General features: G+C 41.7%; 28 protein-coding genes. 9 read left to right on the top strand and 19 right to left on the bottom strand.

Annotated features, from left to right (window positions below; genetic code table 11):
* Positions 1 to 278: 278 nt before the first annotated feature.
* The 16 genes from trxA to CHA01nite_RS15920 all read right to left on the bottom strand — a co-directional run bounded on the left by trxA (position 279) and on the right by CHA01nite_RS15920 (position 15,388).
* Complete coding sequence (gene trxA / locus CHA01nite_RS15995) at positions 279 to 596, bottom strand: thioredoxin (RefSeq protein ID WP_034682284.1); 318 nt, start codon at positions 594 to 596, stop codon at positions 279 to 281.
* A gap of 84 nt (positions 597 to 680) precedes the next feature.
* Positions 681 to 1,856, bottom strand: a complete 1,176-nt coding sequence (locus CHA01nite_RS15990) for a cysteine desulfurase family protein (RefSeq protein ID WP_146943178.1) — start codon at positions 1,854 to 1,856, stop codon at positions 681 to 683.
* Between the two features lie 96 nt (positions 1,857 to 1,952).
* A complete protein-coding gene (locus CHA01nite_RS15985) occupies positions 1,953 to 2,540 on the bottom strand; it encodes an HAD family hydrolase (protein ID WP_146943176.1) in 588 nt (195 codons plus the stop codon).
* Between the two features lie 160 nt (positions 2,541 to 2,700).
* Positions 2,701 to 3,426, bottom strand: coding sequence for an SDR family NAD(P)-dependent oxidoreductase (locus CHA01nite_RS15980; protein ID WP_146943174.1), 726 nt, complete (start codon positions 3,424 to 3,426; stop codon positions 2,701 to 2,703).
* Between the two features lie 5 nt (positions 3,427 to 3,431).
* Entirely contained in the window at positions 3,432 to 4,748 is a 1,317-nt protein-coding gene (locus tag CHA01nite_RS15975) for an FAD-binding oxidoreductase (RefSeq protein WP_146943172.1), read from the bottom strand.
* Entirely contained in the window at positions 4,745 to 5,632 is an 888-nt protein-coding gene (locus CHA01nite_RS15970) for a decaprenyl-phosphate phosphoribosyltransferase (protein ID WP_146943170.1), read from the bottom strand. The genes CHA01nite_RS15975 and CHA01nite_RS15970 overlap by 4 nt, the downstream gene beginning before the upstream one ends.
* Before the next feature lie 103 nt (positions 5,633 to 5,735).
* Positions 5,736 to 6,425, bottom strand: a complete 690-nt coding sequence (locus tag CHA01nite_RS15965) for a YiaD family glycine zipper/OmpA-like lipoprotein (protein ID WP_146943168.1) — start codon at positions 6,423 to 6,425, stop codon at positions 5,736 to 5,738.
* Between the two features lie 20 nt (positions 6,426 to 6,445).
* Positions 6,446 to 6,940: a lipocalin family protein gene (locus tag CHA01nite_RS15960; RefSeq protein ID WP_146943166.1), complete on the bottom strand. Its 495-nt coding sequence runs from the start codon at positions 6,938 to 6,940 to the stop codon at positions 6,446 to 6,448.
* 126 nt (positions 6,941 to 7,066) lie between these two features.
* Positions 7,067 to 8,743 carry a S8 family serine peptidase gene (locus CHA01nite_RS15955; protein ID WP_146943164.1) on the bottom strand — a complete coding sequence of 559 codons (1,677 nt, stop codon included), beginning with the start codon at positions 8,741 to 8,743 and terminating at the stop codon, positions 7,067 to 7,069.
* A gap of 1 nt (position 8,744) precedes the next feature.
* Entirely contained in the window at positions 8,745 to 9,368 is a 624-nt protein-coding gene (locus CHA01nite_RS15950) for a WbqC family protein (protein WP_373869030.1), read from the bottom strand.
* 59 nt (positions 9,369 to 9,427) lie between these two features.
* Positions 9,428 to 11,089, bottom strand: a complete 1,662-nt coding sequence (gene lepB, locus CHA01nite_RS15945; protein ID WP_146943160.1) for a signal peptidase I — start codon at positions 11,087 to 11,089, stop codon at positions 9,428 to 9,430.
* Between the two features lie 116 nt (positions 11,090 to 11,205).
* On the bottom strand, positions 11,206 to 11,907 hold the full coding sequence (gene dapB, locus CHA01nite_RS15940) for a 4-hydroxy-tetrahydrodipicolinate reductase (RefSeq protein WP_146943158.1): 702 nt from the start codon (positions 11,905 to 11,907) through the stop codon (positions 11,206 to 11,208).
* Positions 11,908 to 12,047: 140 nt separating this feature from the next.
* Positions 12,048 to 12,689, bottom strand: a complete 642-nt coding sequence (locus tag CHA01nite_RS15935) for a DUF5683 domain-containing protein (protein ID WP_146943156.1) — start codon at positions 12,687 to 12,689, stop codon at positions 12,048 to 12,050.
* Positions 12,690 to 13,580, bottom strand: coding sequence for a ParB/RepB/Spo0J family partition protein (locus CHA01nite_RS15930; RefSeq protein ID WP_146943153.1), 891 nt, complete (start codon positions 13,578 to 13,580; stop codon positions 12,690 to 12,692).
* A gap of 31 nt (positions 13,581 to 13,611) precedes the next feature.
* Complete coding sequence (locus CHA01nite_RS15925) at positions 13,612 to 14,385, bottom strand: ParA family protein (RefSeq protein WP_146943151.1); 774 nt, start codon at positions 14,383 to 14,385, stop codon at positions 13,612 to 13,614.
* A gap of 163 nt (positions 14,386 to 14,548) precedes the next feature.
* Positions 14,549 to 15,388: an energy transducer TonB gene (locus CHA01nite_RS15920; RefSeq protein ID WP_146943149.1), complete on the bottom strand. Its 840-nt coding sequence runs from the start codon at positions 15,386 to 15,388 to the stop codon at positions 14,549 to 14,551.
* A 257-nt stretch (positions 15,389 to 15,645) separates the two neighbouring features.
* Between CHA01nite_RS15920 and CHA01nite_RS20540 the strand changes: the two genes are divergently transcribed.
* The gene (locus CHA01nite_RS20540) at positions 15,646 to 15,810 is read left to right on the top strand and encodes a hypothetical protein (protein ID WP_170234749.1); all 165 of its coding nucleotides are present in this window, start codon (positions 15,646 to 15,648) and stop codon (positions 15,808 to 15,810) included.
* 219 nt (positions 15,811 to 16,029) lie between these two features.
* Here the strand turns inward: CHA01nite_RS20540 and CHA01nite_RS15915 are convergent, their stop codons facing one another.
* Positions 16,030 to 17,316 (bottom strand): adenylosuccinate synthase, encoded by a 1,287-nt coding sequence (locus CHA01nite_RS15915; RefSeq protein ID WP_146943147.1) that lies wholly within the window; start codon positions 17,314 to 17,316, stop codon positions 16,030 to 16,032.
* A gap of 165 nt (positions 17,317 to 17,481) precedes the next feature.
* Between CHA01nite_RS15915 and CHA01nite_RS15910 the strand changes: the two genes are divergently transcribed.
* Positions 17,482 to 17,733, top strand: coding sequence for a type II toxin-antitoxin system ParD family antitoxin (locus tag CHA01nite_RS15910; RefSeq protein WP_146943145.1), 252 nt, complete (start codon positions 17,482 to 17,484; stop codon positions 17,731 to 17,733).
* Positions 17,730 to 18,029, top strand: coding sequence for a type II toxin-antitoxin system RelE/ParE family toxin (locus CHA01nite_RS15905; protein WP_146943143.1), 300 nt, complete (start codon positions 17,730 to 17,732; stop codon positions 18,027 to 18,029). The genes CHA01nite_RS15910 and CHA01nite_RS15905 overlap by 4 nt, the downstream gene beginning before the upstream one ends.
* Before the next feature lie 50 nt (positions 18,030 to 18,079).
* Here CHA01nite_RS15905 and CHA01nite_RS15900 read toward each other — a convergent pair whose 3' ends face one another.
* Positions 18,080 to 19,669: an ABC-F family ATP-binding cassette domain-containing protein gene (locus CHA01nite_RS15900; RefSeq protein ID WP_146943141.1), complete on the bottom strand. Its 1,590-nt coding sequence runs from the start codon at positions 19,667 to 19,669 to the stop codon at positions 18,080 to 18,082.
* Between the two features lie 483 nt (positions 19,670 to 20,152).
* On the opposite strand from CHA01nite_RS15900, the gene CHA01nite_RS15895 reads away from it, so the two are divergent.
* The 4 genes from CHA01nite_RS15895 (at position 20,153) to CHA01nite_RS15880 (ending at position 23,518) form a co-directional block, all read left to right on the top strand.
* Positions 20,153 to 20,707, top strand: coding sequence for a phosphoribosyltransferase (locus tag CHA01nite_RS15895; protein WP_146943139.1), 555 nt, complete (start codon positions 20,153 to 20,155; stop codon positions 20,705 to 20,707).
* 125 nt (positions 20,708 to 20,832) lie between these two features.
* Positions 20,833 to 21,411, top strand: a complete 579-nt coding sequence (locus tag CHA01nite_RS15890; RefSeq protein WP_146943137.1) for an adenylate kinase — start codon at positions 20,833 to 20,835, stop codon at positions 21,409 to 21,411.
* A gap of 81 nt (positions 21,412 to 21,492) precedes the next feature.
* A complete protein-coding gene (obgE, locus tag CHA01nite_RS15885) occupies positions 21,493 to 22,476 on the top strand; it encodes a GTPase ObgE (RefSeq protein ID WP_146943135.1) in 984 nt (327 codons plus the stop codon).
* A complete protein-coding gene (locus CHA01nite_RS15880; RefSeq protein WP_146943133.1) occupies positions 22,469 to 23,518 on the top strand; it encodes a DUF6438 domain-containing protein in 1,050 nt (349 codons plus the stop codon). Before obgE ends, CHA01nite_RS15880 begins: the two co-directional genes overlap by 8 nt.
* A 1-nt stretch (position 23,519) precedes the next feature.
* On the opposite strand, the gene CHA01nite_RS15875 is transcribed toward CHA01nite_RS15880, so the two are convergent.
* Complete coding sequence (locus CHA01nite_RS15875) at positions 23,520 to 24,251, bottom strand: class I SAM-dependent methyltransferase (protein WP_146943131.1); 732 nt, start codon at positions 24,249 to 24,251, stop codon at positions 23,520 to 23,522.
* 238 nt (positions 24,252 to 24,489) lie between these two features.
* Here CHA01nite_RS15875 and CHA01nite_RS15870 point away from each other — a divergent pair, with 238 nt between their 5' ends.
* Positions 24,490 to 24,918 (top strand): DUF6438 domain-containing protein, encoded by a 429-nt coding sequence (locus CHA01nite_RS15870; RefSeq protein ID WP_228458435.1) that lies wholly within the window; start codon positions 24,490 to 24,492, stop codon positions 24,916 to 24,918.
* A gap of 86 nt (positions 24,919 to 25,004) precedes the next feature.
* Positions 25,005 to 26,312, top strand: a complete 1,308-nt coding sequence (locus CHA01nite_RS15865; protein ID WP_146943127.1) for a DEAD/DEAH box helicase — start codon at positions 25,005 to 25,007, stop codon at positions 26,310 to 26,312.
* Positions 26,313 to 26,331: the final 19 nt, after the last annotated feature.

Here is a 26,331-nt window from a genome sequence, read left to right as displayed (position 1 = left end):
CGCCATTTTAGATAGCTGAACTACCGGATCATTTTTTTTTAAAAGATACTGAAGAAAACTTCTGTACTCCGGAGCTCTGAACCCGTCTCGTCTTAGGACGAGATGACAGGTATGCCATTTTAGATAGCTGAACTACCGGATCAGATTAATCTTGTTTTTAAAGAACTTCGTTTCTTTTTTGTGATGGCAAAAGTACAACTTTTTTTGTTACCCGCAAACTTATTTCAAAAAAAAAGCCTCCCGAAAACGGAAGACCTTCATTATCAAAATTATTATTTTTATAAGTGCGCGCTTAATTTTTCAGCAATCACTTCTTTTGGAGTTACTCCTACCAATTTATCAACCACTTCACCGTTCTTAAAAATAAGAACCGTAGGGATATTTCTGATACCATACTGCATAGAAATTTCCTGATTGTTGTCTACATCCACTTTACCAACTACTGCTTTTCCTTCAAAGTCTGTGGCTACCTCTTCGATAATTGGACCTAACGTTCTGCACGGTCCGCACCATACTGCCCAAAAGTCTACCAATACCGGCTTATCTGATTTTAAAACCGTTTCCTGAAATGAGCTGTCTGTAATTTCTAAAGCCATTTTATTTTTTTATTTAAATTAATATTATTCTTAATTGATTTTGTTGAATCTGATAATCAAAATTACGCTTTTTGAGTCATAAGCCTATCTATGCTCAACATTTGTATTTTCTATAACAAAATCCTTTGAAATTTCCTTTAAGGCTATTGCCAGAGCATCGATCTCTCCTTTTGTTGTCAGGTGGCTGAAAGAGATACGAAGCGGCGTGCAATGATCCATTTCTTCCTCTGATAAAATCATCATCATTACCATGGAAGGCTTAGATGCACCGGATGAACAGGCGCTTCCCTGAGAGATTGCAATTCCTTTCATATCCAGCTGAAGTCCGATCAATGGGTTTTTATAGGGTAATAAAGCACTTAAAACCGTATAAAGGCTTCCTTCCTGCTCAGCACTTCTTCCGTTGAATCTGATCCCCGGAATCTCTTCCATAAGCCTTTCCTTTGCATACGCTTTAATTCCCTGCATATGAGCGGCATATTCTTCCAGATGAATAAGAGAAATTTCCAAGGCCTTCCCCAATCCTACAATTCCGGCAACATTTTCCGTACCTGCTCTCATGCTCCTTTCCTGAGGGCCTCCGGTAATAATCCCTTTCAGACCGCTTGATTTTCTGATAAAAGCAAAGCCGATGCCTTTCGGTCCGTGGAACTTATGCGCACTGCAGGATGCAAAATCCACCTGAATATCGGAGAAATCCAGGTTCATATGCGCCATGGTCTGTACGGTATCCGAATGGAAAAGCGCATGGTATGTTTTACACAATTCCGCTACTTTTTTAATATCGATCAGGTTTCCGATTTCATTATTGGCATGCATCAGGCTTACCAACGTTTTTTTATCGGATGCTTTTAATAATTCTTCAAGTTTCTGAAGATCAATATCCCCTTTTTCATTCGGACGGATATAATTTACCTCCACTCCTTTTCTGGCCTTCATATCCAGGATGCTTTCCGAAACACATTTGTGTTCCATAGGCGAACTGATAATCCTTTCTACCCCCAAATGCTCAACGGCAGACTTGATGATCATGTTATTGGATTCCGTTCCGCAGGAGGTGAAAATAATTTCAGCCGGCGTTACATGAAGATAATCTGCCACCTGCCTTCTCACGTTTTCGATCAGGATTTTTGCTTCCTGCCCAAAACTATGGGTAGAGGATGGATTTCCGAAATTCATTTTCATGGTACCTACCATGGCATCGATAACTTCTTCCGAAAGCGGCGTCGTAGCAGCGTTATCAAGGTATATTTTATTCATTTTTACTTTGAAAATATTAGTTTCTGTACAATAAAAAATAGAATTTGAACCTGCTGATTCTTACCTCTTCCGGTTTTCCATTTTTACTGTTCAAAATTAGTGAAAAAATTGATAATGTCCTTCATTTGCCCACTTTAACATCGGCTTATCTCCTGAAGTATCACCAAAGGCAATGATCTTATCATATTTCTTGTCTTTGATTTCCGTCTGTATACGGGCTAATTTCTCCTTACCGTTGCAATTCCTACCGACGAAATTGCCTGTAAAAACACCGTTTTTGAACTCAGCCTGTGTGGCCAGCAGCTTCATTTGGAAAGCATCGGCAAAAGGTCTGGCCCAGATATCAAGCGATGCCGTTACCAACAGGCTCTGCGTATTTTCGTGGTCTATGTTTTTAATGAAATCCAGCGCATTTTCCCTTACAATCTTAGGATAATGCGCTTCAAAAAACTGTCTGGATTTTTTTTCGATTTTTTCGCGGGTCTGCCCTTTCAGAATAGAGCCGATAAAACTCTTCTTCACCTTTTCGGTTTCGGCAAGCCTCAGTTTTAGCAGCACGAAAAGCGGTACATGCTTCAGAAACTGCAGCCTGAACCTGACAGGATCATAAAATTTCAGATACATAAACATGGTATCATTATAAGTAAGGGTTCCGTCAAAATCAAAACAATACAGTTTTTTCATTGGTGGTTTATCGTAATTTTTAATTTTTTATCTTAATGGTAAACGGAAAGGCTACAGGTATATTTTGTATTTTTAATTATTTAGGTGAATAATCATTTTATCCGGATCAATACCACCCACCCTTATTATTCAAAGCCTTTTATCAAAAGCAAAAATGTTCTTAAAGCTTTAATTTTTTAAAGATAAATTCAGGAATATTCCTGATGATCAGCATAATAATGCCCCAGACAGGCAATACATAGGCAACGTTCCTTTGTCTTTTATAGGCTTTAAAGATACATTCCGCCGCCTGCTTCGGAGTTGCCGTCAACTTTGGATTCAGAGGCAGCCCTTCGGTCATTTTAGTAGCCATAAACCCCGGCTTCACAGTCAGCACATGGACTTTCTTGTCGAAAAGATAGTTCCTCAGTCCGCTTAAATAGGCGGTAAATGCTGCTTTTGCACTTCCGTAGATAAAATTGCTCTGGCGTCCCCGGTCTCCTGCTACGGAAGATAACCCGATGATGGTTCCCGATCTTCTGCTTTCAAATTTATGGGCAAAATAATTGAGGACGGGAATCAGCTTTGCATAATTGATGTCAATGATCCTTTCCGTATTTTTATTATCATACAGACTTTCTTCGGTGCCTTCTCCGAGATAGCCCGTTGCGCAGAACAGCAATCCTGAGTTGATCTGTTCAAAACGGTTATAATCGATCTCCTTCATCAGATCCAACTCGATAATTTCCGACTGCTGAAGGAATTTCACATCGATATGCCGGGCAAATCTCTCGGTTGTTTCCCTGTTTGAGGTAAAAAGATAAATCCTTTCAAATTTCTCCCCTTCCTGTAGTGCTTTTTCCACAAAAGCCTGCGCGACTTCCGATGTGCTTCCTAAAACGATCATTCGTGCTAAATATTATTTAAAATTCTTTTATGCTGCAAAGACACGAATTTTGAGCTTTGAACATTTTTGAGGTAATTGGTAAGGGATGACCTGCTCATGCTGTCTTTGGTAAGATAAATCTTGCCGTTATACTGCTCCACGATATCATCCAGCTGGTTGATCAGCTTCTTCAGTCTGGAATTCACTTTGAAATCAAGCGCAAGGGAATAACCTTCAAAAGGAAAGGAATTATATGCCTGCGGATTTTCTTCCCCGTAAAGCTTCAGGACCGCCAGAAAAGACCCGTTTCCGCTGTTGGCGATGGTTTCCAGGATCTTTTTCATCCCTTCTTTCCCGGATTCTTTGGGAATCATCATCTGATACTGGACAAAGCCCGATTTTCCGTAAATTTTATTCCAGTCGTGAACAAAATCCAGCGGGTAGAAAAAAGTTTCATAATCAATAAAGCTTTTTACTTCCTTTTTAGACTGCTTTTTATAATATAGAAAATTAAAAATCTTCACCGTCAGCGCATTCAGGACAAATCCCGGGAAATAGAACGGCACCGTAGGTTCAAACTTCTTTTTCAGACGCAGCGGTTTGTTTTTAAGATTCTGGGGCAGTTCGTGCTGGAAAGCATGCTCGCCTCTCATCAGGATACTTCTCCCCAGATTTTTGCCTTTCTGCAGGCAATCGATCCACGCAACGGTATAGGTCCAGCTTTCGCTTTCTTCGAAAAGGGCAAATATTTCATCAAGGTTTTCGGCTTTAATACTTTCCTGGCGGATGTAGGCCGATTCTATATTTTTTAATTTAAATTTTGCGGTCAGGATGATTCCCGTCAGTCCCATTCCACCAATCGTTGCCCAGAACTTATCGGCATTTTCATCCCTTGAACAGGTGATGATGTCTCCGTTTTCGATCATCAGTTTAAATTCAATGACATATTCTGAGAAACAGCCCTCGGCATGGTGGTTTTTCCCATGAACATCCGAAGCGATGGCACCGCCTACGGAAACAAATTTCGTGCCCGGTGTCACATAAAGAAAATACCCCTGGGGAACTGAAATTTCCAATACGTCGGAAAGCAAAACTCCGGATTCACACTCGATAGTTCCGTTCAGGCGGTCGAAGCTGATAAATTTATTTAATTTTTTTGTTGAAAATATATGTTCGCCCAGTGAAGAATCTCCATAGCATCTGCCGTTCCCTCTGGCAATGACTTCATTGTTATTCAGTATGAATTCCTTTATTTTTTTGAAGCTGTCTTCAGACCGCATCTCTTTTTCCACTACAGGATAATTGCCCCAGTTGGTCACTTTCTGTGTAAAATTCGGCTTCATTTTTTAAAATAGATTTGGATTAAAAAGGCAGCAACCCACAGCAATAAGGTAATCTGGATGTACCGGTCCCGGTACACAATCTTAGTAGGAGATTCTGTTCTGTTGTACACCAGGGTCTGCTGTAAATACCGTAAAAAAGCAAAGACCACGAAGATCACGGTATAAAAAACACGGGAATGGAACCTTGCCTGAACTTCGGGTGATAAAGTGAACATCAGGTAGCATACAATAGCCAGCGTAACAGAAATGGAAAGGGCAATATCAGCAAACTGTACGTTATAGCCATCCAGAGCTTTTCTGGTCTTCCCGGAAACCTGGGCATTGATAAGCTCACCCCTCCTTTTACCGATCGCCAGTACCAATGCCAAGACGAAGGTCAATAAAATAGCCCATTGCGAAATACTGATCCCGGTGATGTATCCCCCGGACAATACCCGCAGGACAAATCCTACGGCAATGATAGAAATATCGATAATGGGAACATGTTTCAGTTTAAAAGTATAAGCCAGGTTCATCACAAAATAAAACCCGACAATGATGGCAAATTTCCAAAGGCTTTCCTGAAAATAAGACTGGGCAACAAATACGAGGACCATATCGACAATGATCAGACCGACAAAAATAGCTACAGCCTGGGTTTTTGAAATAGCTCCGCTAGCCAGAGGCCGCCTTCTTTTTTCCGGATGTTTTTTATCCGCTTCAATGTCATTGTAATCGTTAAGAATATAAACCACACTGGCCGCTAACGAAAAGATGATAAAAGCAAAAATGCTTTTGGTAAGCAAATCAGGGTTTTTGATATTGCCTGAGAAAAAAAGGGGAACAAAAACAAAAAGGTTTTTCACCCATTGCTCCATACGGAGCAGCTTTACATATTTCTTCATTTATGTTGTTTCAAATGCAAAAATAATGATTTTCTAACTTAGTCGGATAAAAATACAAAAATAACCGCAAAAGCGGTTATTTAAAAATTTATTTATATGTTAATTATTGTCCCTGCTGAGCGTCCTGAATCATCTTTTCATTAGCGGTAATAGCAAACTCAACCCTTCTGTTTTTGGCTCTTCCTGCATCCGTATCATTTGATGCTACCGGCATGGCTTCTCCTTCACCTTTAGCAAACAATCTGCCGGAGGCAATTCCTTTACCGGACAAATAAGCCTTCACTGCGTTGGCTCTTCTTTCAGATAGGCTCATATTGTATGAGTCCGTCCCTTTACTATCCGTATGTCCATAGATGTTGATATTGGTGTCCGGATTATTGGTCAATACCTGAGCGAGTTTATCAAGATTTGTTTTTGCAGTACTTGTCAGTGCAGACGAATCGAAATCAAAGTTTACAATACTTTCATTCAATGTAATCTTAATTCCGTCTCCTACCCTTTCCACTTCAGCACCAGGTAACGTTTCTTTAATTTCCCTTGCCTGCTTATCCATTTTATTACCGATCACATTACCGGCAACCCCACCGATAATTCCTCCCAGTACTGCTCCGATTGCTCCGTTTCCTCCTCTTCCTACATTATTTCCGAGGATTCCCCCGATTACGGCTCCCGACGCAACGCCTACAGCAGTACCTCTCTGCTGGTGGTTAGAATTTTTTACGGCTTCACAGCTGGTAAGCAACAACGCTGATGACAGAAAAAGTCCTCCAATATATGTTTTTGTAAGTTTCATATTTTATTATTTTAAATTAATTATTTCATTCCCGCTCTTTCGAAGTTGTATACGACTCTTACGTTTTCTCCGTTGAAAGGAATGTTCTGTTCCAGTGAAAATTGATCGGTTGACTGATTGATAAGTGTTAAGGAATATCCTGCCGTGTTTTGTTTGGCTTTTGTTCCATCGGCAATCTTTTTAAATTCAAAAGTATTACCGCTTACCACATTCAGTTTAATCGGCTGGGTAAATCCTGTACCACAGGTTCCGCCGCCATTAATTGTGTAGGCGCCGGTCCAGTTGTTAGGGATCAGTCTCCAGTGGCTTCCTACGAAACACTGTGCATCCAGTCCATCATCAAAAGGTTTTATTTTGAAGTTTTTATCATAGTCGATGCTGACAATCTGCCAGTCACCTTTCATTTTAAGAAATTCTGATCTCTGGGTCTGTGCCGTCTGGGCATTTTTAACTCCGGAACATGAAGTCGCAAGAAGCGCTGTTCCAAAGATCCCTGCAAATAGTAACTTTTTCATTTTGTTGTTTATTATTTTGTCAGAATAAAAGTCACAAAAAACCGTGCCAAATATTAAATAATAGCAATAAAAAAGTCCGGAAATTCCGGACTTTATATGTTTCTGCTTTAAAAACAGGAAGATAAACTATTTTTTAGCCTTCTTCTTTGTGGATTTTACAGCCTTAACTGCAGAGGTGGATTTACCGTTATAAAAATGAGTATAGGCATATTCTGCAGCCTTTTTAAGATCAATTACCCCTCCCGCCTGCGAATAATCTGCAAACTGATTCGCCGTGCTTGGATTGCTGGATTTTACTAAAGATTCAATAACCTGTGCCGGCGTTAATCCCGGCATATAAGCCAGAAGAACAGCTGCTGCTCCCGCTACTACCGGAGATGCCATTGATGTTCCCTGAAGGTATTTGTATTCGTTATGAGGTACGGTAGAATAAATCTCCTCACCCGGAGCAAAAACATTGACCATCTTCTTATTGTAATTGGAGAAGCTGGCTCTTAATGCATCATTATTATTGGTACTTGCCCCTACAACCAGAACATTGTTTACAAAAGGTTTTTCGTCGGTAACATTTTTAAAGTTGGTAGGATAAGCCAGATGCTCGGCAACGTCTTCATTTTCATTTCCTGCGGCTTTTACCAAAAGAACCCCTTTATCCTGGGCATATTTAAAAGCATCCCACACCACATTTTTACCCGGAGAAACCGGCTTACCGAAACTCATATTCAGTACCCTGGCACCGTTGTCTACAGCGTAGCGGATGGCGTTGGCAACGTCCTTATCCCTTTCATCACCGTTCGGAACGGTTCTTACCGACATGATTTTCGCTACTCTTGATGCCACACCGTACTGAACTTCTTTTCCGTTCGGAAGACCGGCGATGATTCCCGCTACGTGGGTTCCGTGCTCGGCATCCGGACCTTCGTAATGGTTGTTCCCATAATTTCGCTGGGAATAGTCATCATAATTATCTCCAACGATCTCTTTTCTCGGATCATAGGTAAGGTCGTACTGTTTTGCCTGAGGCCCGAAATAATCAAGCGCTTCTTTCATCTGGCCTGAAATGGCCTTTTCAAATTCTGCCGGGGTTTTTCCTTTGAATTCCGGACTTTGTGAAACCTGGGCCAGAACTTGTACGACGATAGCCTCTTTCTGTTCTGCCGGTTTAATGGCAGCTACATTTTCAGGTGTTAGGGTTTTACCGTTTAACAATCTTACCATGGTAGGGATCGCATCGTTGATCATGGTATAAGTCTGAAAATTTTGTCTGGCTTCAACACTTTTTTTAGAGAAGAGTTCTTTCGCTTTCATATACATCGCGAATTCTTCCGGCATCTTGGTCTGGTTGGCTTTATTCTTTGTAGAATCTTCACCTTCAAAAACCGGTTTGTATTTGGCAACAACGCGGGTCACTTCCATATTATCGATATCGATATCCCCGTTTTTACCGCCGATGAAATTCCATCCGTGAACATCATCAATGTATCCGTTTCCATCGTCATCCTTACCATTTCCCGGAACTTCATTCGGGTTGGTCCACACGTTGTTTACCAATCCCGGATGGTCTACCTGAACCCCGCTGTCCAGTACTCCGACAACTACAGTTTTAGGTTTAAGCCCTTTGGATTCTAAGAATTTGTAGGCATTCTGGGTATTTACCCCATATACTTTTGTGGCAGCAAAATCTTTATGATACCATGTCATCAGATCTTTATCTTCTTTCGGATCCACACCGGATTTTGCTTCCTGTGCATTTGAAAAACCGAATCCCGCTAAAAAAACAGCAGCTAATAATACCTTTTTCATGCTAGTATGATTGTTTAATATTTTTAATATAAGTCATCGATTCCGGTCCTTTGTTACAGATAAGGTCCAGAATTGAGAGATCTTCTAAAAATCCAAGTTTGTCGGAGAAGGTCTGGTAATAGCTATCCATACCGGATTCCGACGGATGCTTGGCTGAGAATTTCTCCCTGAAACTGATTTCTTCCGGAATTTTGATATACTCGGTATTCAAAGAGTATGCCTTTTGCGTCTTCAGAATCTGCTGGATGACCTCAAGTGCTTTAAGATTAAAGTCCAGCACATATTTTTCTTTAAGATCGTATATTTTTCTCAGTTTATCTTCATAAAACTCGAAATACGGCGAACTCTGATAAGCGGTTTTGATGGATTTCCAATGCAGGTTTCTCCAATCTTCACGGTGAGCAATTTCAATGTCTTTAAAAGCCCGGCTTCCATTGTGAGCAATGGGAATAATCAGCGAAAGTTTACCGTTGGCCCCATAGATATTGGCCCTGTTCCTGTAGGTCTGCTTGGGAAAGCTTTCAAACTGTTCGAAAAGGATTTCGTTTTCAGGGTCCAGGAATACGGAAAACCAGGAAATCGGCGGTAGATAAAATACCGGTAGTAATACATTCTTCATATTCATAATGCAAAAATGAAGTATTTTTTCAAATACTTCATTCTATTTATATTTATTTTAACTTATTAATTATTATCCGTCTTGTTCTTTCTGAATAATTTAACGAAATATTCCCATCCGAAAAACAGGATCAGGATCATTGCTGCAACCCACCAGTAGGAAGTCTTGTTGGCTTCGCCGGTATTGGTGGCTTTGAACATTCTTTCCCAACGCACTTTCTTCGGGGCCTGGTAAGACGAACTTGCATCTGCAAATACGCCCTGAACACTCATCCACGTAAAAATAGGCTTTCCGACAATATTCTCTTCAGGCACAAAACCGAAGAATCTGGCATCCAATGAAGCATCACGGTTATCCCCGATCATCATGTAGTAATCCTGCTGAATCGTATACTGGTTGGTTTCTTTTCCGTTGATGAAGATTTTACCGTTTTTATTTTCAAGCCGGTTGTGTTCGTACTTCGAAATCACCCACTGGTACATCGGAAGCGATTCCTGGTTAATGGTCACGACATCACCCTTTTTAGGAATTTTCAAAGGTCCGTACCAATCCTGGTTCCATGGTTTATTGATCGGGAAAATAGACTGGGTGGTATCGATACTTTTTGTATAGGCCGTTTTATCGGCATTCAGCTTATAGGAAATCGTTGCGGAATCTTTCGGATAGATGTTTTCTTCCATACTGATAACCTGTGGCAATGTTTTGATGTCTTTAGCCGTCTTATCGGTAAGTCCCTGGAACATATAGGTAAATCCGCCCTTATCATTCTGCATTTCTCTTACCGGCAGGAATCCATAGGTGTTGTACATGCCCGGAATATCAAGCTGGGTACCTGTATTAACGGTGTAAGCATGCTGAACTTCCTGATCACCCAGAACCGTTTCCGGCTTTCCGTTCACAAAAAGCCTTCCGGCTCTCATCTCGAAGGTGTCCCCTGCTACGGCCACACATCTTTTAACGTAAGGATCTTTCCTGTCAATCGCCGTATGTACGGAATCCTGAGGATAGTTGAATACGACAACGTCATTTTTCTGAGGCTTATTGAACTGTAAGATTCTTTCGTAAGGCAGCTTTACAGCATCTACATAGGATTTCGGATCATCTTTCGGGTTCCCTTTTTCTCCGGTATCCATAATGGTTCCCTGTAAGAAAGGGATGGCCAGGGGACGCATCGGAAGCCTGTATCCGTAGCTCCATTTGTTTACGAAAAGGAAATCACCAACCAGCAGCGTCCTTTCCATTGATCCTGTCGGGATTCCGAAAGGCTGGGTTACAAAAACGTGGATGATGGTAGCGAAAACCACAGCAAAAGTTACTGATCCGATAAACGAATCTTTCTTCTTTCCGCTCTTTTCTTCGTCGGTAAGGAACAGTTCATTTTCAGTTTCGTCTTCCAGTTCGGTATCTTTACCGTAATTTACCGTTGCCATGTAAATGAACGGAAGGATTACCGTAAGCAGTTTGTCCTTGAAAGAGGTTTTCCCGAATTTACTCATCAGATACAGATGGAATACGGACATCATGATAGGTCCTACAATCGGTAGATAGGCCAGAGCGGCCCACCATTTCGGATGTTCCGTTTCTTTCAGGATAAGAAAATAATTGTAAAACGGGATAAAAGCAAATAGTGGATTGTACCCCATTTTCTTAAACAGCTTCCAGGTGGAAATTCCCATCAGTACCGATAAAATGAGAACATATACGGTATACGTTAAAAAATAATTCATAAATTTTTGTGCCTAATCTATACTATAATTGGTGAATGACGAGCGATAAATAATCTCTGATTCAAAGGATCATCATTCATTTTTATTGGTCTGCAATTTAGGGATTTTGTTACAGATTAAAGTCCCAAAACATCTTTCATCGTGAAATTTCCTTTTTTATCTTTGATCCACTCTGCAGCCACTACCGCTCCCAATGCAAAACCGTTTCTGCTGAAGGCGGTATGCTTGATTTCGATTTCATCCACTTCGCTTCTGTAGAAAACGCTGTGCGTGCCGGGAACTTCATCTTCGCGGATGGCAAAAATACCCAATTGATTATCCTGCGTCTCTTCCAGTTTCCAGGAATCAAATTTTGGATTCTGTTTAAAGATCCCTTCAGCGATCGAAATCGCCGTTCCGCTTGGGGCATCTTTTTTATGGATATGGTGGATTTCTTCCAGCTGGCAGGAATATCCATCCACATTCTTCATCAGGTCGGCCAGTCTTTCGTTCAAAGCAAAAAACAGGTTGACCCCTAAGCTGAAATTGGACCCATAAAGAAAAGCCGTTCCGTTTTCTTCTGTCAGTTTTTCAATTCCGGGTTTCTCCTCCAGCCAGCCGGTGGTTCCGCAAATCACCGGGATTTTATTTTCCAGACAAGCCCTGATGTTCTCATAAGCCACTTCGGGCAGGGAAAATTCAATTACGACGTCCGGACTGTTCAGGTTTTCAGCAGTTGGGGTTTCTTTCAGGCGGGCAACAATCTCATGGCCTCTTTTAGTGGCGATTTCATCGATGATTTTACCCATTTTGCCGTATCCAACCAATGCTATTCTCATATTTTTATTTGTTTTTCCGCTTATATTTCTAACGCGAAGATCGCAAAGTTTTTATTTAAAAATCGTTCTCCACATCTTTCGCTCGCGAAGGCGTTTCACTCAGTAAAGTCGTAATTAAAGCAGTTTTATATTATTATTATTTAAAATCTGTAACTTAAACTTATGCCAGTTTTCGGAGGGGCAATTCCGTACTGGTCCTGAACCATTGTGGGATTGAGGGTGAGGTCCGGATCGCGGCGGGATTCATATAAGTGTGCATCTACCACCGCATCCACGATATTGAGGATATAAATAAGTCCACTGATGGCGATGGCATAATCACGCTGCCGCTTGGCCCGGTCCTGCGCATTCCCCAAAGCCGTTTTATCCAGAAACGGGTGGGTATCCACAAATTCATTCGGGGTTCCGTTAAGCTTGGCGATGTAATATTCACGGTACTTTTTATACTGATTGTCATTCCAGATGGCAATTCCGACTCCCGTTCCTACGGCTCCCAGCACAATGGGAACTTTCCAGTATTTTTTGTTGTACACCTGCCCCAACCCGGGAAGAACGGCAGAATATAAACCTGCTTTCGTAGGATTGAGCTTCAGTGTTTTCTGTGTGGGGCCATTGGCCTTTTCCAGATCCGAAACCACTTTCGCTTCGGTCTGCGTATTGTTTCTTTCCACCCCGATGCTGTCTTTCGGACGGTAATCCACCCGGATCGTATCGTTAGGGTTTACCTGTGAAAAGGCAAAAGCAAAAACGCACAGAAAAAATGTGAACAGTATTTTTTTCATTTATTTAATGTGGGATAAAATATATTCCAGTTCGTCTTCATTTTTAAAGTCCAGAACAATTTTCCCTTTTTTTCCGTTTGGAGCGGCTTTGATTTCGACCTTTACATCCAGAATATCGGAAATGGTCTTCTGCGCTCTTTTATAGTTGTTGGAAAGCTCTGCCTTTGCTCTTTTAGCGGCCGGAGATTTCGGGTTTTTAATGGCGGTAGCTGCCTGTTCCGCCTGGCGTACATTCAGCTTTTCTTTGATAATCAGCTCGAAAAGAAGCTGCTGATGCTCTTCGCTTTCCAGACTGATGATTGCCCTACCGTGCCCTGCGGAAATCTCACCGCTGCGGATGGCATTCTGGATATCCGGATTCAGCCTCAACAGCCTGATGGAATTGGTAATCGTACTTCTGTCTTTTCCTACGCGGTGGCTCAGGTTTTCCTGGGTTAGGCCGATCTCTTCCATCAACCGCTGATACGTTAATGCAATCTCAATCGCATCAAGGTCTTCACGCTGGATGTTTTCCACAAGGGCCATCTCCAGAAGCTCCTGGTCGTTTACCAGACGGATGTAAGCCGGGATGGACTCCAAACCTGCCAGTTTACTGGCCCGGTAACGTCTTTCCCCCGATATGATTTCAAACTTTTCACCGTCTTTCCGTAAGGTAACCGGTTGGATAACCCCTAAGTTTTTAATGGACTGTGCGAGTTCATTTAATGCTTTTTCGTCAAAATAAGTTCTTGGCTGGGTCGAGTTGGGATAAATATCGTCCAATGCAATTTCCACAATATTCCCCACAAACTTATCTGCTCCTTCATCGGTAGCAGAATTGATTGCTGCTTTGGATTCGGCACTGAGAATTGCGCCCAAACCACGTCCCATCGCTCTTTTTTTATCCTTCATATTTTTTAGCGTTTAGCTTAGCTAGCTGCTTTTAATTCTTTATTAATTTTTCGTTTTTCAATAAGACTTCTTCCGCCAGCTGAATGTACTGGATGGCTCCTTTGCTTTCGGCATCATAGTTTAGGATGCTTTCCCCGAAGCTCGGTGCCTCACTCAGCCTTACGTTTCTGCTGATGATGGTTTCAAATACCATTTCCGGGAAGTGGGAATTGACTTCCTCAACCACCTGATTGGATAATCTTAGACGGCTGTCGTACATCGTAAGCAGCAACCCTTCAATATCCAGGTCTTTATTATGGATTTTCTGAACGTTCTTGATGGTATTCAACAACTTCCCGAGTCCTTCCAGAGCAAAGTATTCACACTGGATCGGAATGATCACGGAATCTGCTGCCGTAAGTGCATTAACGGTGATCAGACCCAAACTAGGTGCACAGTCAATGATAATATAATCGTAATCTGCCCTTACACTCTGGAGTGCTTTCTTCAGCATATATTCCCGTTCCTCTTTGTCTACCAGTTCGATTTCAGCAGCTACCAGGTCGATATGGGACGGAACGATGTCCAGGTTGGGCGTTGCCGTCTGCTTGATGCATTTTGCCGTTTCAACACTGTGTTCCAGAAGATTATATGTGGAATACCTTACATCTTCCACGCCGAGACCGGAAGTTGCATTGGCCTGGGGATCAGCATCGATAATTAATATCTTTTTTTCCAATACCCCAAGTGCTGCAGCTAGATTTACAGCGGTTGTGGTTTTCCCGACTCCTCCTTTCTGATTAGCGATACCTATGATTTTTGCCATTGTTAGAACTTTAGGGCTCAAAAATACACATTTTTCCGTGCTCTTAATGAACGGATAAAACGAAATTTGAGTTAAAATATTGTTAATAAGCCATTTAGCTGCAAAAAAAAATTATCCACAAAAAAAATTCTTTGTGGATAAGTGTATAAGATCTGTTTTTATCTTAATTATCAAGCTTCATCGAAATCGGAAACTTGAAATAGCTCCTTACGGATTCGCCTCTTTTATTTTTTCCGGGCGTCCATTTTCCTTTAATGGCTTTGATGGTCCTGATGGCCTCGGCATTAAAATCGGCATTGGAACCGGTAGCTTTAATCGCAGAAATGCTTCCGTCTCTTTCAACGATAAAGGTAACCGTTGTTTTCATGACCTCATCAGCAGCAAGACCCGAGCTGTCGAAGTTATTGATGACTTTATTCCGGAAAGCATCGATTCCTCCGATGAATCCGGCTTCCTGGCTCAGTTCTCCTGATCCAACGACTACATTAGGATCTTCTTTAGGCACGACTGCCGGCGGAGCGGTACTGATTACAGGTCCGGTTCCGATGTTAGGAGTTGTTGGGACAAAGGTCGGAGTAGTAACTTCTTCTCCCGCTGATGTATGTGTACTTGCAACCGCATTTAATTTTTCATCGGGGGTCACGTTTTTTTCATTCGTCACATTTTTTGTAGGTTCCGGAAGTCTGTCATCATATGTTTTTACATTTGGAGCGGATGTGGATCTAGGAGGTAAAACTACCACAGGCGGATCATCAGGATGATCGACGTTAATCATCGGAGGTGGTGTTTCAATTGGTCCCTTGGCCGTTTCCGTATTTCTAAATGCATTTATAACAACGGGTGTTATGGAAACCGTTGCCAGCAGGCTTACCCCGATAAAAAGCGCTTTGGTTAAGATCCGGTCGGATTCATTTCTTAAGGCGTAGGCACCGTATTCTTTGTTGCGGTGTTCGAAAAGAACTTCATTAAAACGAAATTCCTGATTCTGATGCATGTTTTTCATTGTTTTAAAATTTAAGCATTAATTATAGATTATTAGTTCGTTACCATTTTACGGTAAATAATAACTCAGCAGCAAAACATCTGCCACTATATTATCAAAAACGCAGTTTTATTTAAAATCGTATGAAGAAGCATTAATTTTAACTATGCGATAAATAGGAAGATGGGAAAGTGCTGGAAGAGGAAAGCCGGATGCTGGGTAAGCTTTACTTAAAAACGAGTATCGACAACTGAACAGATTGATCGTAAGAGATACGGATGTTTATACTTTGGGATCAGTTGATGACGATCACTTCTGCCCTAGTCCTGATTGCAGCGGCATCCTTTTTCCGGATGGGCAACAGCAAGGCGAAAAAGATACAGCGGAAAGCAGGTTCCCGACTCCAGATGGCAACTGGCAATTCGCTGCTGGCTTCTGCCTAATAGCGACTGACTGTTGTGGATAAAATCAAACGATAGTTAATGGTTAATAGTAAATGGTTAATGGTTAATAGTAAATGGTAAATGGTAATTAGTAATTGGCTGTTATGGAAAAAAGCTTAAAAAGGTGATTATGAGTTTTAAAGCTTAAACTGAACCCATGAAATAGAAAAAGAGACCGTCGCAATGACCGTCTCTCTTCTTTATTTTAAAATTCTTCGGTTAGAACAATTCTTTTCTGATGATGTTCTGGCTTCTTTCAGGGCCTACAGACACCAGGTATACGTTGATTCCTAAATATTTCTCAATGAACTCGATGTATTTCTGAGCAGTGTCCGGAAGTTCGTCGTAGCTTCTTGCTTTCGTGATATCTTCTTTCCAGCCCGGCAGATCCTGATAGATCGGCTCATAAAGGTATAATTTCTCGGTAGAAGAAGTGAAATAATCGATGATTTTTCCGTCTTCCGTTTTGTAATGGGTAACTACCTTCAGGTTTTCGATACCGGTAAGAACGTCCAGTTTCGTAATCACTAAATTATTGATCCCGTTGATCATACAGGCATGCTTCAGAGAAACAAGGTCTAACCAGCCGGTTCTTCTCGGTCTTCCGGTCGTCGCTCCGAATTCACCGCCGATCTGTCTGATGCTTTCTCCTAACTCGTTGTCCAACTCAGACGGGAACGGTCCGTTTCCTACCCTGGTACAATACGCTTTCGCCACCCCGATCAGGTTCTGAAGGGAAGTCGGCGGCACTCCGGCCCCGGTACAAACCCCGCCGGTAGACGGTGAAGAGGAGGTTACGTATGGATAGGTTCCGAAGTCGATGTCCAGCATCAAAGCCTGTGCACCTTCAAACAACACGTTTTTACCGTCTCTGATGGCTTCGTTCAGTTCCAGTTCGGTATCCACGATCCGATCCTGAAGCTGTTTTCCGATTTCCAGGTATTCGTTGTAGATTTCCTCAACGTCCAAAGTCGGTTTTCCGAAATATTTCTCGAAAAGAGAATTTTTGATTTTTAAGTTTTTCTCGATTTTGTCTCTTAAGATCTCCGGGTTCAGAAGGTCGATCATTCTGATGCCCACTCTGGCGATCTTGTCTTCGTAGCAAGGTCCGATCCCTTTTTTGGTCGTCCCGATCTGCGTTCCGCCGTGCTCTTCCTCACGGTAGGTATCCAACAGGATGTGATACGGCATGATGACATGCGCTCTTCTGCTGATGAAAATATGATCCGTTCTCAAGCCTTTGCTTTCGATCTGGTTCACCTCCTTAATGAAAGATTTAGGGTTTACCACCACGCCGTTGGCGATGATGCACTTCCCTTTGCACTGAAGAACTCCTGACGGAAGAAGGTGCAAAACGAATTTTTCTTCACCCACATACACCGTGTGACCTGCGTTGTCGCCCCCCTGGAAGCGCACCACATAATCCGATTTTGCCGATAAAACATCCGTGATTTTTCCTTTCCCTTCATCTCCGTACTGAAGACCTACAACTACGTAAGTTGACATATTTTACTTTTATTTTAGATTCATGCAAAATTACTTTTAAAAAATTGGGTGGGCAAATTTGAGGGGGAATTTATTTTTTAGGTTTTCACTTTTAAATAAAATTATCTGTAATTCGGAATTTGTTATAATACCAATAATTGGTATCTTTGATTTAAAATTAAAATAATGGCAAAAAACACATCTATATTATTAGGGGATTATTTTGATAACTTTATTAATCAACAGATTAAATCAGGTAAATTTTCTTCCGCAAGTGAAGTTGTGAGAGCCGCTTTACGAATGTTTGAATTTGAAGAATCTAAAAAGTCAGAATTAATCAATGAATTGAAAAAAGGAGAAAAATCCGGATTTGTTGAAAATTTTGACCGTAAAGAATTTTTGAAAAATCTTCATCAAAAACATTCTGCTGACTCATGAAATATAGAATAAGCACAGAAGCGTCAATCGATTTAGAAAAAATTTGGTTGTACACTTTTGAGATCTGGTCAACTGAACGGGCTGATTATTATTTTGATTTGATTATGAATGAAATTGAATACTTATCTGAAAATCCGAAATCAGGTAAAGATTATAGCGAAATTAGAAAAGGATATTTTCGTTCAAGAGTAAAATCGCATTTCATTTTTTATAAAGTTAACCTTAAAAATGAAGAAATTGAAATTATAAGAATTCTTCATCAGCAAATGGATATTTCTTCAAAATTGGATGAATAAAAGAAAACGTCATAGGTTTCTAAACCTATGACGTTTATATAATTAATCTATTATTCCAACAAAACCTCGCTCCTTACCCCAATCTCCTCCAGAAACACCGCATCGTGCGAAATCACCAGCAAGGTTCCATGATACTCTTTAATCGAATCCGTCAGGATTGCCACATTTTGGAGATCTAAATTATTCGTCGGCTCGTCGAGGATGATCAGGTCGGGAGATTTCTGGCTAATGGAAAGTCCGCACAGCAGGAGACGCAGGCGTTCCCCGCCGCTCAGCACTTCACATTTCTTGTCCCAGGTTTCCTTTCCGAAAAGAAATCTCACCAGCAGGGTTTTCACTTCCGGTTCCGGCAGGGCATGATCATTAAACCGTTGGGCAAACTCATAAACTGTAGCTTTTTTATCAATTAATGAATATTCCTGGTCGATGTAGATCCATTGAAAATCCGCTCTCAATATTTTCCCGGTAGCAGGCTGCAGATTTCCCAGCAATATCTTGATCAATGTGGTTTTCCCGGAACCGTTTCGGCCTTTAATGGCGATCCGGTCACCGCTGCAGATTTCCAGGCTGAGATTTTCTTTCCACAGATTTTCTCCACCATAGGTAAAATTAACTTCCTCCGACGAAATCAGGATTTTTCCCGAATGCAGGCCGGAATTATTAAAGTTCACTTTCATCTGATCCGCATTTCTTACGGATGACCGCAGATTACGCAGATCGCCTGAAATTCCCTCAATCTTTTCGGCATGGACTGCTTTGAGTCTGGAAGAATTGTTCTCCGCCTTGTTCCGCATGGTGTTCATCATAATCCGGGCTACTCCGGATTTTTCCTGCTTGCCCTTTCCTCTTGCGTCGAGCTTTTGCTTGCGTTCCAGCGTTTCGCGTTCCTTTTCCCTGGCTTTTTTCAGAGCGCGTTCTTTGGAATGGATGTCATTCTGCAACGCCTCATTTTCAATCTCCTTTTGTCCGGCATAAAAATCATAATTCCCGCCGTAGGTTGAAATTCCCAGGTTGCTCAGTTCATAAGTCGTATCTCCCAGGTTCAGCAAAGTACGGTCGTGGCTGACCATCACCACGGTTGATTTTGTTTTTCGGATAAAGTCATACAGTAGGTTCCGGCCTTCAAGATCCAGGTGATTGGTCGGTTCGTCGAGCAGGATAACCTCCGGTTCATGGATCATCATCCCCGCGAGGAGGACTTTGGTCTTCTGTCCGCCGCTCAGGCTGCCCAGTTTTTGGTTAAGCTCCAGGCCATCAAGTTTCCAGTACTGCAAAGTCTGCCAGGTGCGTTCTTCGATGTCCCAGTCGTCATTCAATATTTCAAAATAGACTTCGTCCACTTCACCGGCAGTAATTTTCTGCAGTGCATCAAGCTTTTGATCGATCTGAAGGCATTGAGCGATACTAAGGTCATCAAAGTTCCCGAACATCTGCGGAACATACACCAAATCGCCCTGAACGGTTACGTTTCCTTCCTGGGGTTCAATTTCTTTTGCCATTATTTTCAGCAAAGTGGATTTCCCCGTGCCGTTGCTCCCGACAAGGGCTGACTTTGAATTTATAGGGATCGTTAAATCAATAGAATTAAAAAGCAGGTCTCCCGCAGGAAACCCAAAGGATATATGGTGTAGAAAAATCATGATTTCTTTCTTTAAAAAGTTAAAACTGCAACAACCCATCCGGTTATTGTCGATTACATCGGAAAGAAATTAAATTCTACATGCTGGTATTTTTTGGTTTTGCGAACAACAAAGTTAGGAATTTTTATTGATTTCAAAACATCTGATTTTCAGTATGAATTGACTCTTGTTGGAATTCGCAAAGGCGCAATCTTTTCTGTAAAATAATAATGTCTTAAGGCGCAAAGAATTTGATGCTGTCAAATTTTTAATGTTGCTCATACTAATTTCTGAAATTTTATGCTTTAAAACGAGCGGTCAACAATTTTATCAGAGATAAAATCCCTGCACTTTTTCCGCAGAACGCATTCCAGAATCTTTTGCGGCCTTACGTTTTTCCAATACTTCCTGCGCTATAAATTGACAATTCACCATTCACCATTCACTATTAACCATTCACCTTTCATCAAAAATCCTTAACTTTGCTGCCTACTAAAAATTTTTATGGAGAGTATTAAAGTTCACGACAAAACTTTTGTTCCTTATCTGGAGGATGCCGAAATTCAGGAGATTGTAAAAGCTACGGCTTTAAAGATTTATGAAGATTATAAGGATGAAGTTCCGGTTTTCATCGGGGTTCTGAACGGAGTCATCATGTTCTTCTCAGACCTTCTGAAGCATTATCCCGGAGAATGCGAGATTGCTTTCATCCAGATGAGCTCTTACGCAGGAACCGAATCTACAGGAATCGTTTACCAGAAAATGGAACTCACGAAAGATGTCAAAGACCGCCACATCATCCTGGTAGAAGACATCGTGGATACGGGGAACACGGTAGAAAGCCTGTTCAAGTATTTCAATGAGACCCAGCGTCCGAAATCCGTAAAGATCGCATCTTTCCTTTTGAAACCGGAAGTCTATAAAAAAGATTTCAGGCTGGATTATATCGGAAAAGAGATCCCGAATAAATTCGTTTTAGGTTACGGACTGGATTATGATGAACTGGGAAGAAACCTGCCGAACCTGTACCAGCTGGAAGACGGACAGATCAACCATTAATACGGCTATTAGCTTCTAGCTTCTGGCTATTGGCTTTTAAATAAATATCTAAGAAAAGTAATTATTAACTAAACAAAGCTAAAAGCAAGAAGCCAACGGCCAATTGTCAGAAGCGCTCAACCATTATGATAAACATTGTTCTGTTCGGCCCTCCGGGAAGCGGAAAAGGTACGCAAGCACAAAACTTAATCGAGAAATTCAATTTGAAGCAGATCTCAACCGGTGACCTTTTCAGATTCAACATGAAAAATGATACCGAGCTTGGAAAGCTGGCCAAGTCGTATATCGATAAAGGGGAACTGGTTCCGGATCAGGTAACAACGGATATGCTGATCGACGAGATCAGAAAGCCGACCGATGCTGCAGGATTTATTTTTGACGGTTATCCGAGAACAGCCGTTCAGACGGAAGCCCTGGAGAAGATCGTAAAAGAAGAACTGAATGATGAAATCGACGTCTGTCTGTCTTTAGTAGTAGAAGATTCCATTCTGGAGGAAAGACTGCTGAAAAGAGGGGAAATCAGCGGAAGATCAGACGACAGCAATGTGGAAATCATCCGCAACCGGATCAAAGAATACTACGCGAAAACAGCAGAAGTGGCTGAGCTGTACAAGCAGCAGGGCAAATATGTGGAGATCAACGGTGTCGGAGACATCCATGAGATTTCTGAAAAGCTTTTCGCAGAAGTGGAAAAAATAAAATAGTTAAAAGTTATGAGTGATGAGTTATAAGTTCTTACAATTCATAGCTCATGCTTCATAACTGATAACTCATAATTATAAGAAATGTCAAATTTTGTAGATTACGTAAAGATTCATTGTAAAAGCGGGCACGGAGGAGCAGGTTCTGCACACCTTCGCCGTGAAAAATATATTCCAAAAGGAGGTCCTGACGGGGGTGACGGCGGCCGCGGCGGCCACGTCATCATGAAAGGAAATGCCAATGAATGGACTTTACTCCCACTCCGGTATACGCGCCACGTAAAGGCGGAACGCGGTGAAAACGGAGGAAAAAACCAGCTTACCGGAGCTTACGGGGCTGATGTTTATATTGAAGTTCCGATCGGGACCATCGCCAAAAATGAAGACGGGGAAATCATCGGGGAAATCATGGAAGACGGCCAGGAAATCATCCTGATGGAAGGCGGAATGGGCGGAAAAGGAAACGAGCATTTCAAATCGTCCACCAACCAGACGCCGAGATTTGCACAGCCGGGAATGGACGGACAGGAAGGCTATGTGGTTTTCGAGCTTAAAATCCTTGCCGATGTAGGACTGGTAGGATTCCCGAATGCCGGAAAATCCACATTACTGGCTTCCGTCTCTGCTGCCAAGCCGAAGATTGCCAATTATGCCTTTACGACCCTTACCCCCAATTTAGGGATCGTGGATTACCGGAACTATAAATCCTTCGTAATGGCCGATATTCCGGGGATTATCGAAGGGGCTGCCGAAGGTAAAGGTCTTGGACACCGTTTCTTAAGGCATATCGAAAGGAATTCGATCCTGCTGTTCCTGATTCCTGCCGATTCCGAGGATCACTTCCAGGAGTTTAAGATTCTGGAAAACGAACTGAAGGAATACAATCCGGAACTGCTGGATAAAGACTTCATTGTCTCGGTTTCTAAATCCGACCTTCTGGACGACGAGCTGAAAAAGGAAATCGCCGCAGAATTCCCGGAAAACAAACAGCCGTTGTTTTTCTCCGGCGTGACGGGCGAAGGGCTCATGGAACTGAAAGATGCCATCTGGAAACAACTGCATGGATAGGAAGATCTTTTTATTCATCCTTATTTTAATCAGCCTGCTTTGCTTTTCACAAGGCAAGGCACCATCAACAATAGACGGCCTCAGAACAGATTCTGAGGTCGAGTCTTTTGTAAGAAACAATACATTCGGTACCTCCGACCGCTATTCCAGGTTTATTTTAAAACCGGTTCAGCGTTTTACCGGAAACACTACCGGTATATCCGATAAACTGAAAAAAGTCGCCGACAGTCTGGGAGTAACCAAAAGTTTTTATAAAGGAGATTTTGATCATAACGGCTTAACCGATTTAGTTTTTATTGGGGACGATCAGAGCTGCCAGGGCATCTCTTCGGATACGAAGGAACCTTATTCCTGTGATTCGAGTATTAATCTTATCCTCGACCTGGGAAAGCATTATACGCTTACTTCCGTAAACCCGACTTATTTCAATTTTGCCATTCCTTTAGTTATAACTATTGACGGAAAGGATTATCTCAAAGTTATCACTGAAGAGAACGAAGAAGACCCATATTCTGACCAGTATGAAACTGCCCATAAGCTGGTTTCAAAAATTCTGGATTATCAGTTTGACGGACTGGTGGAATATAATCCTACCCCTTCCCATCATTCGATACAGAAAATAGAATTTAAAACTGACATGTGTTTCGGTACCTGTCCGGTATTTACTTTAAAGCTCAATACATCGGGATTATCAGAATTTATGGCGGAAAATTATAATTTTTTTAAGGACGGCGATCCGGATTTCGAAAAAAAATCACACAAGGCTTTTAAAAAAGGAGAAGGTACTTTTAAAAGCGAAATCAACAGAGCCGATTTTCAAAATCTGGAAAACCTGCTGAATTACCTGAATTTTACTGAATTGAAGGAGCATTATGCCGTAAACTGGACAGACAGTCAAACCGCAGATTTAATCATCACTTACGATAACGGAAAAATTAAAAAAATTAAAGATTACGGCCTGTCCGGAACGTATGGTTTAAAGAGATTGTATAACTTGCTTTTCGATATGCGGTTCAATCAGGACTGGAAAAAAGTAAAGTAATTTATTTCCGGCAGATCAGCACTTTTTCATTCTGTGAATACCCATAATACCTGGCTTCCGAAAACGTTCGTACCGTTACCTGAAAGCCTGCTTTTTTCAGGCGTGCCTCCAATCCTCTGACCGAATAGATGCGCACATGATCTTCCTGCCCGAAATGCTTCAGCCTTTCTCCTTCGGTGCTTATCGAGTTATCTTCGTAAATTTCTCCTTCTTTGAAAGGGGTCTGGATTAAAACAGCACCGCCCTTTTTCAGAACCCGGTACAGTTCACCCATGGCTTTCCGGTCTTCGGTAATGTGTTCCAAAATATGGTAGCAGACGATCAGATCAAATTTTCCTTCCTCCGCATCAATACCGGTAATATCATACCGGTAATCGGAAAGGAATTGGTTTTCAAAATCGGTGGGATAATAGGCGATGTCCTTTCGCTTCTTCCATTTTTTATAGAGCATTCTGGAAGGGGAAAAGTCCAGAAAGCAAAAGTCAGGTTTCAGAAATTCGGTTTCCAGCAGCATATTCAGGCGCCTGGTCCGGGGCAGGCTTCCGCAGACCGGACAGATCAGCTGTCCGTTTTCCAGTGGCACGAACTTTTTAAGCTTTGTCCTGCAGATATTGCACTCATGATTTTTTCCCTGATAAAAAGGTTTCAGCAGTTTTCTGAGCTGATCTTCATTTCGGATGAGGACTTCTTCAGGAATGATATTTTTAACAACGGATTTAAGGAAAGTATACATACGTCATTTTTCTGACGTCAAAATAACAAAATTTATCTGAAGAATCTTTTTAAATTAAATTTTATCCTGAGCAGCCGGCTCTAAGACCTTTTAAAACCTTTCTGTAAATCGTGGCAATATGGTCTCAAATAGAGACTTTGGAACAATTATTGAGCGATACCGGAAAAAAAATTGACCTATGAAATATATCCTGAGCCTATGTGCGATCATTTTTTTGTTTTCATGCAGTTCACAAAAAATGAATTCGAAATATTCGAAAATTGAATATGAAGCCGGAGCCTGCTTCGGATCCTGCCCTATTTTTAAAATAACCATCAATCCGGACCGTACTGCCGTACTTGAAGCAGAACATTTCAACTTTTCCAAAGGTTTTTCCAAAGGTGAATTCGACAAACCGCGGGAAGGGACTTTTAAAGGAATCATTAAAGAAACAGATTATAATAAACTTATTACTTTACTGGATAACCTAAATGTTAAGAGCCTTAATGAAAAATACGGCGAAAGAAATGTCACCGACCTTCCGACCTCTCATCTGAGAATAAACTTTGCAGACGGAACTTCAAAACAGGTGGAAGATTACGGGAAAAGGGGGACTGAAAAACTTGCCGAACTGTATAAATTCTTTGAAGACCTGAGACACAACCAACAATGGACAAAAGTGAACTGATGTATTAAAAATATTTAACTTACCTTTGCAAAATATAATTCCTTCATTTTGAAGGAATTTTTATGTTAATTATAAAAACAATTCATTTGAATTTTACAGACTTACATTTAATAGAACCTATTGCAAAGGCAATTCAGGAACAAGGATATACCAACCCTACCCCAATCCAGGAAAAATCGATTCCCGAAATTACCCAGGGAAAAGACTTTCTGGGGTGTGCACAGACAGGAACAGGGAAGACGGCTGCTTTTGCCATTCCTATCCTTCAGAACCTTTCCAAAAACAAATTTCCGAACAACCATATCAAAGCCCTGATCCTGACCCCAACCCGGGAGCTGGCGATCCAGATCGAGGAAAACATTAAAGCTTACGGAAAATATCTTCCGTTGAAACACCTTGTGATCTTCGGAGGCGTAAAGCAGGGGAGTCAGGAAGCCGCCCTGAAGAAAGGCGTTGATATCCTGGTGGCTACACCGGGAAGGCTTCTGGATTTTATTGCCCAGGGAATTATCAGCCTGAAAAATATCGAAATTTTTGTTCTGGATGAAGCAGACCGGATGCTGGATATGGGCTTTGTGCATGACGTAAAAAGAGTCATCAAGCTTTTACCTGTGAAGAGACAGACTTTATTTTTCTCGGCGACGATGCCTGCGGAAATCCAGAAACTGGCAGATTCTATCCTGAATAACCCCGTGAAGGTGGAGGTAACTCCGGTTTCATCAACGGCTGAAACCATCAAGCAGTCGGTGTACTTTGTGGAAAAAGACAATAAACTGGATCTTTTGACCCATATCCTGAAAAACGATATTTCCGATTCGGTACTGGTATTCTCAAGAACCAAACACGGCGCGGATAAAATTGCACGAAAGCTTCAGAAAGACCATATTACGACAGAGGCGATCCACGGGAACAAATCCCAGAATGCCCGCCAGAATGCACTGAACAATTTCAAATCCGGAAAAACAAGGGTTCTGGTCGCTACGGATATTGCCGCCAGGGGAATTGATATCGACGAACTGAAATACGTTGTGAACTTTGAACTTTCCGACGTTTCGGAAACGTATGTCCACCGGATCGGAAGAACAGGAAGAGCCGGCGCCGAAGGAACCTCCATTTCATTCGTAGACGGTCTTGATTTATTAAACCTGAAAAATACGGAGAAGCTGATCGGGATGAAAATTCCGATTGTAAAGGATCATCCGTTCCATACGGACAACCTGGTGGCTCAGAAAAGAGATTCCAATAATAAGCCGATGGGTGCGAGAGGAGAACGGCCAAAATCATCAAGACCGAACGGCCCGGGTCCGGATAAAAATAAAAACAGACCGGACGGTGCATCCGCAACAGTCGGTTTTAAAAAGCCGAAAAATAAAAATTTCACGAGAAAGAAATAAAAAAGAACCTGATCTGAAT

The organism is Chryseobacterium hagamense (assembly GCF_007991455.1).
GTDB lineage: Bacteria > Bacteroidota > Bacteroidia > Flavobacteriales > Weeksellaceae > Chryseobacterium > Chryseobacterium hagamense.
This window is presented reverse-complemented; position numbering and strand designations above follow the sequence as displayed.

Excerpts from the sequence above, each read along its gene's own strand:
- CHA01nite_RS15900 (WP_146943141.1), bottom strand. The coding sequence starts at position 19,669 with ATGATTTTTCTACACCATATATCCTTTGGGTTTCCTGCGGGAGACCTG.
- CHA01nite_RS15930 (WP_146943153.1), bottom strand. The coding sequence starts at position 13,580 with ATGAAGGATAAAAAAAGAGCGATGGGACGTGGTTTGGGCGCAATTCTC.
- CHA01nite_RS15890 (WP_146943137.1), top strand. The coding sequence starts at position 20,833 with ATGATAAACATTGTTCTGTTCGGCCCTCCGGGAAGCGGAAAAGGTACG.
- dapB (WP_146943158.1), bottom strand. The coding sequence starts at position 11,907 with ATGAGAATAGCATTGGTTGGATACGGCAAAATGGGTAAAATCATCGAT.
- CHA01nite_RS15905 (WP_146943143.1), top strand. The coding sequence starts at position 17,730 with ATGAAATATAGAATAAGCACAGAAGCGTCAATCGATTTAGAAAAAATT.
- CHA01nite_RS15925 (WP_146943151.1), bottom strand. The coding sequence starts at position 14,385 with ATGGCAAAAATCATAGGTATCGCTAATCAGAAAGGAGGAGTCGGGAAA.
- CHA01nite_RS15990 (WP_146943178.1), bottom strand. The coding sequence starts at position 1,856 with ATGAATAAAATATACCTTGATAACGCTGCTACGACGCCGCTTTCGGAA.
- trxA (WP_034682284.1), bottom strand. The coding sequence starts at position 596 with ATGGCTTTAGAAATTACAGACAGCTCATTTCAGGAAACGGTTTTAAAA.
- CHA01nite_RS15965 (WP_146943168.1), bottom strand. The coding sequence starts at position 6,425 with ATGAAACTTACAAAAACATATATTGGAGGACTTTTTCTGTCATCAGCG.
- CHA01nite_RS15920 (WP_146943149.1), bottom strand. The coding sequence starts at position 15,388 with ATGAAAAACATGCATCAGAATCAGGAATTTCGTTTTAATGAAGTTCTT.
- CHA01nite_RS15910 (WP_146943145.1), top strand. The coding sequence starts at position 17,482 with ATGGCAAAAAACACATCTATATTATTAGGGGATTATTTTGATAACTTT.
- CHA01nite_RS20540 (WP_170234749.1), top strand. The coding sequence starts at position 15,646 with ATGTTTATACTTTGGGATCAGTTGATGACGATCACTTCTGCCCTAGTC.
- CHA01nite_RS15975 (WP_146943172.1), bottom strand. The coding sequence starts at position 4,748 with ATGAAGCCGAATTTTACACAGAAAGTGACCAACTGGGGCAATTATCCT.
- CHA01nite_RS15870 (WP_228458435.1), top strand. The coding sequence starts at position 24,490 with ATGAATTCGAAATATTCGAAAATTGAATATGAAGCCGGAGCCTGCTTC.
- CHA01nite_RS15980 (WP_146943174.1), bottom strand. The coding sequence starts at position 3,426 with ATGATCGTTTTAGGAAGCACATCGGAAGTCGCGCAGGCTTTTGTGGAA.
- CHA01nite_RS15955 (WP_146943164.1), bottom strand. The coding sequence starts at position 8,743 with ATGAAAAAGGTATTATTAGCTGCTGTTTTTTTAGCGGGATTCGGTTTT.
- CHA01nite_RS15880 (WP_146943133.1), top strand. The coding sequence starts at position 22,469 with ATGGATAGGAAGATCTTTTTATTCATCCTTATTTTAATCAGCCTGCTT.
- CHA01nite_RS15960 (WP_146943166.1), bottom strand. The coding sequence starts at position 6,940 with ATGAAAAAGTTACTATTTGCAGGGATCTTTGGAACAGCGCTTCTTGCG.
- CHA01nite_RS15985 (WP_146943176.1), bottom strand. The coding sequence starts at position 2,540 with ATGAAAAAACTGTATTGTTTTGATTTTGACGGAACCCTTACTTATAAT.
- obgE (WP_146943135.1), top strand. The coding sequence starts at position 21,493 with ATGTCAAATTTTGTAGATTACGTAAAGATTCATTGTAAAAGCGGGCAC.
- CHA01nite_RS15935 (WP_146943156.1), bottom strand. The coding sequence starts at position 12,689 with ATGAAAAAAATACTGTTCACATTTTTTCTGTGCGTTTTTGCTTTTGCC.
- CHA01nite_RS15875 (WP_146943131.1), bottom strand. The coding sequence starts at position 24,251 with ATGTATACTTTCCTTAAATCCGTTGTTAAAAATATCATTCCTGAAGAA.
- CHA01nite_RS15915 (WP_146943147.1), bottom strand. The coding sequence starts at position 17,316 with ATGTCAACTTACGTAGTTGTAGGTCTTCAGTACGGAGATGAAGGGAAA.
- CHA01nite_RS15970 (WP_146943170.1), bottom strand. The coding sequence starts at position 5,632 with ATGAAGAAATATGTAAAGCTGCTCCGTATGGAGCAATGGGTGAAAAAC.
- CHA01nite_RS15950 (WP_373869030.1), bottom strand. The coding sequence starts at position 9,368 with ATGAATATGAAGAATGTATTACTACCGGTATTTTATCTACCGCCGATT.
- lepB (WP_146943160.1), bottom strand. The coding sequence starts at position 11,089 with ATGAATTATTTTTTAACGTATACCGTATATGTTCTCATTTTATCGGTA.
- CHA01nite_RS15895 (WP_146943139.1), top strand. The coding sequence starts at position 20,153 with ATGGAGAGTATTAAAGTTCACGACAAAACTTTTGTTCCTTATCTGGAG.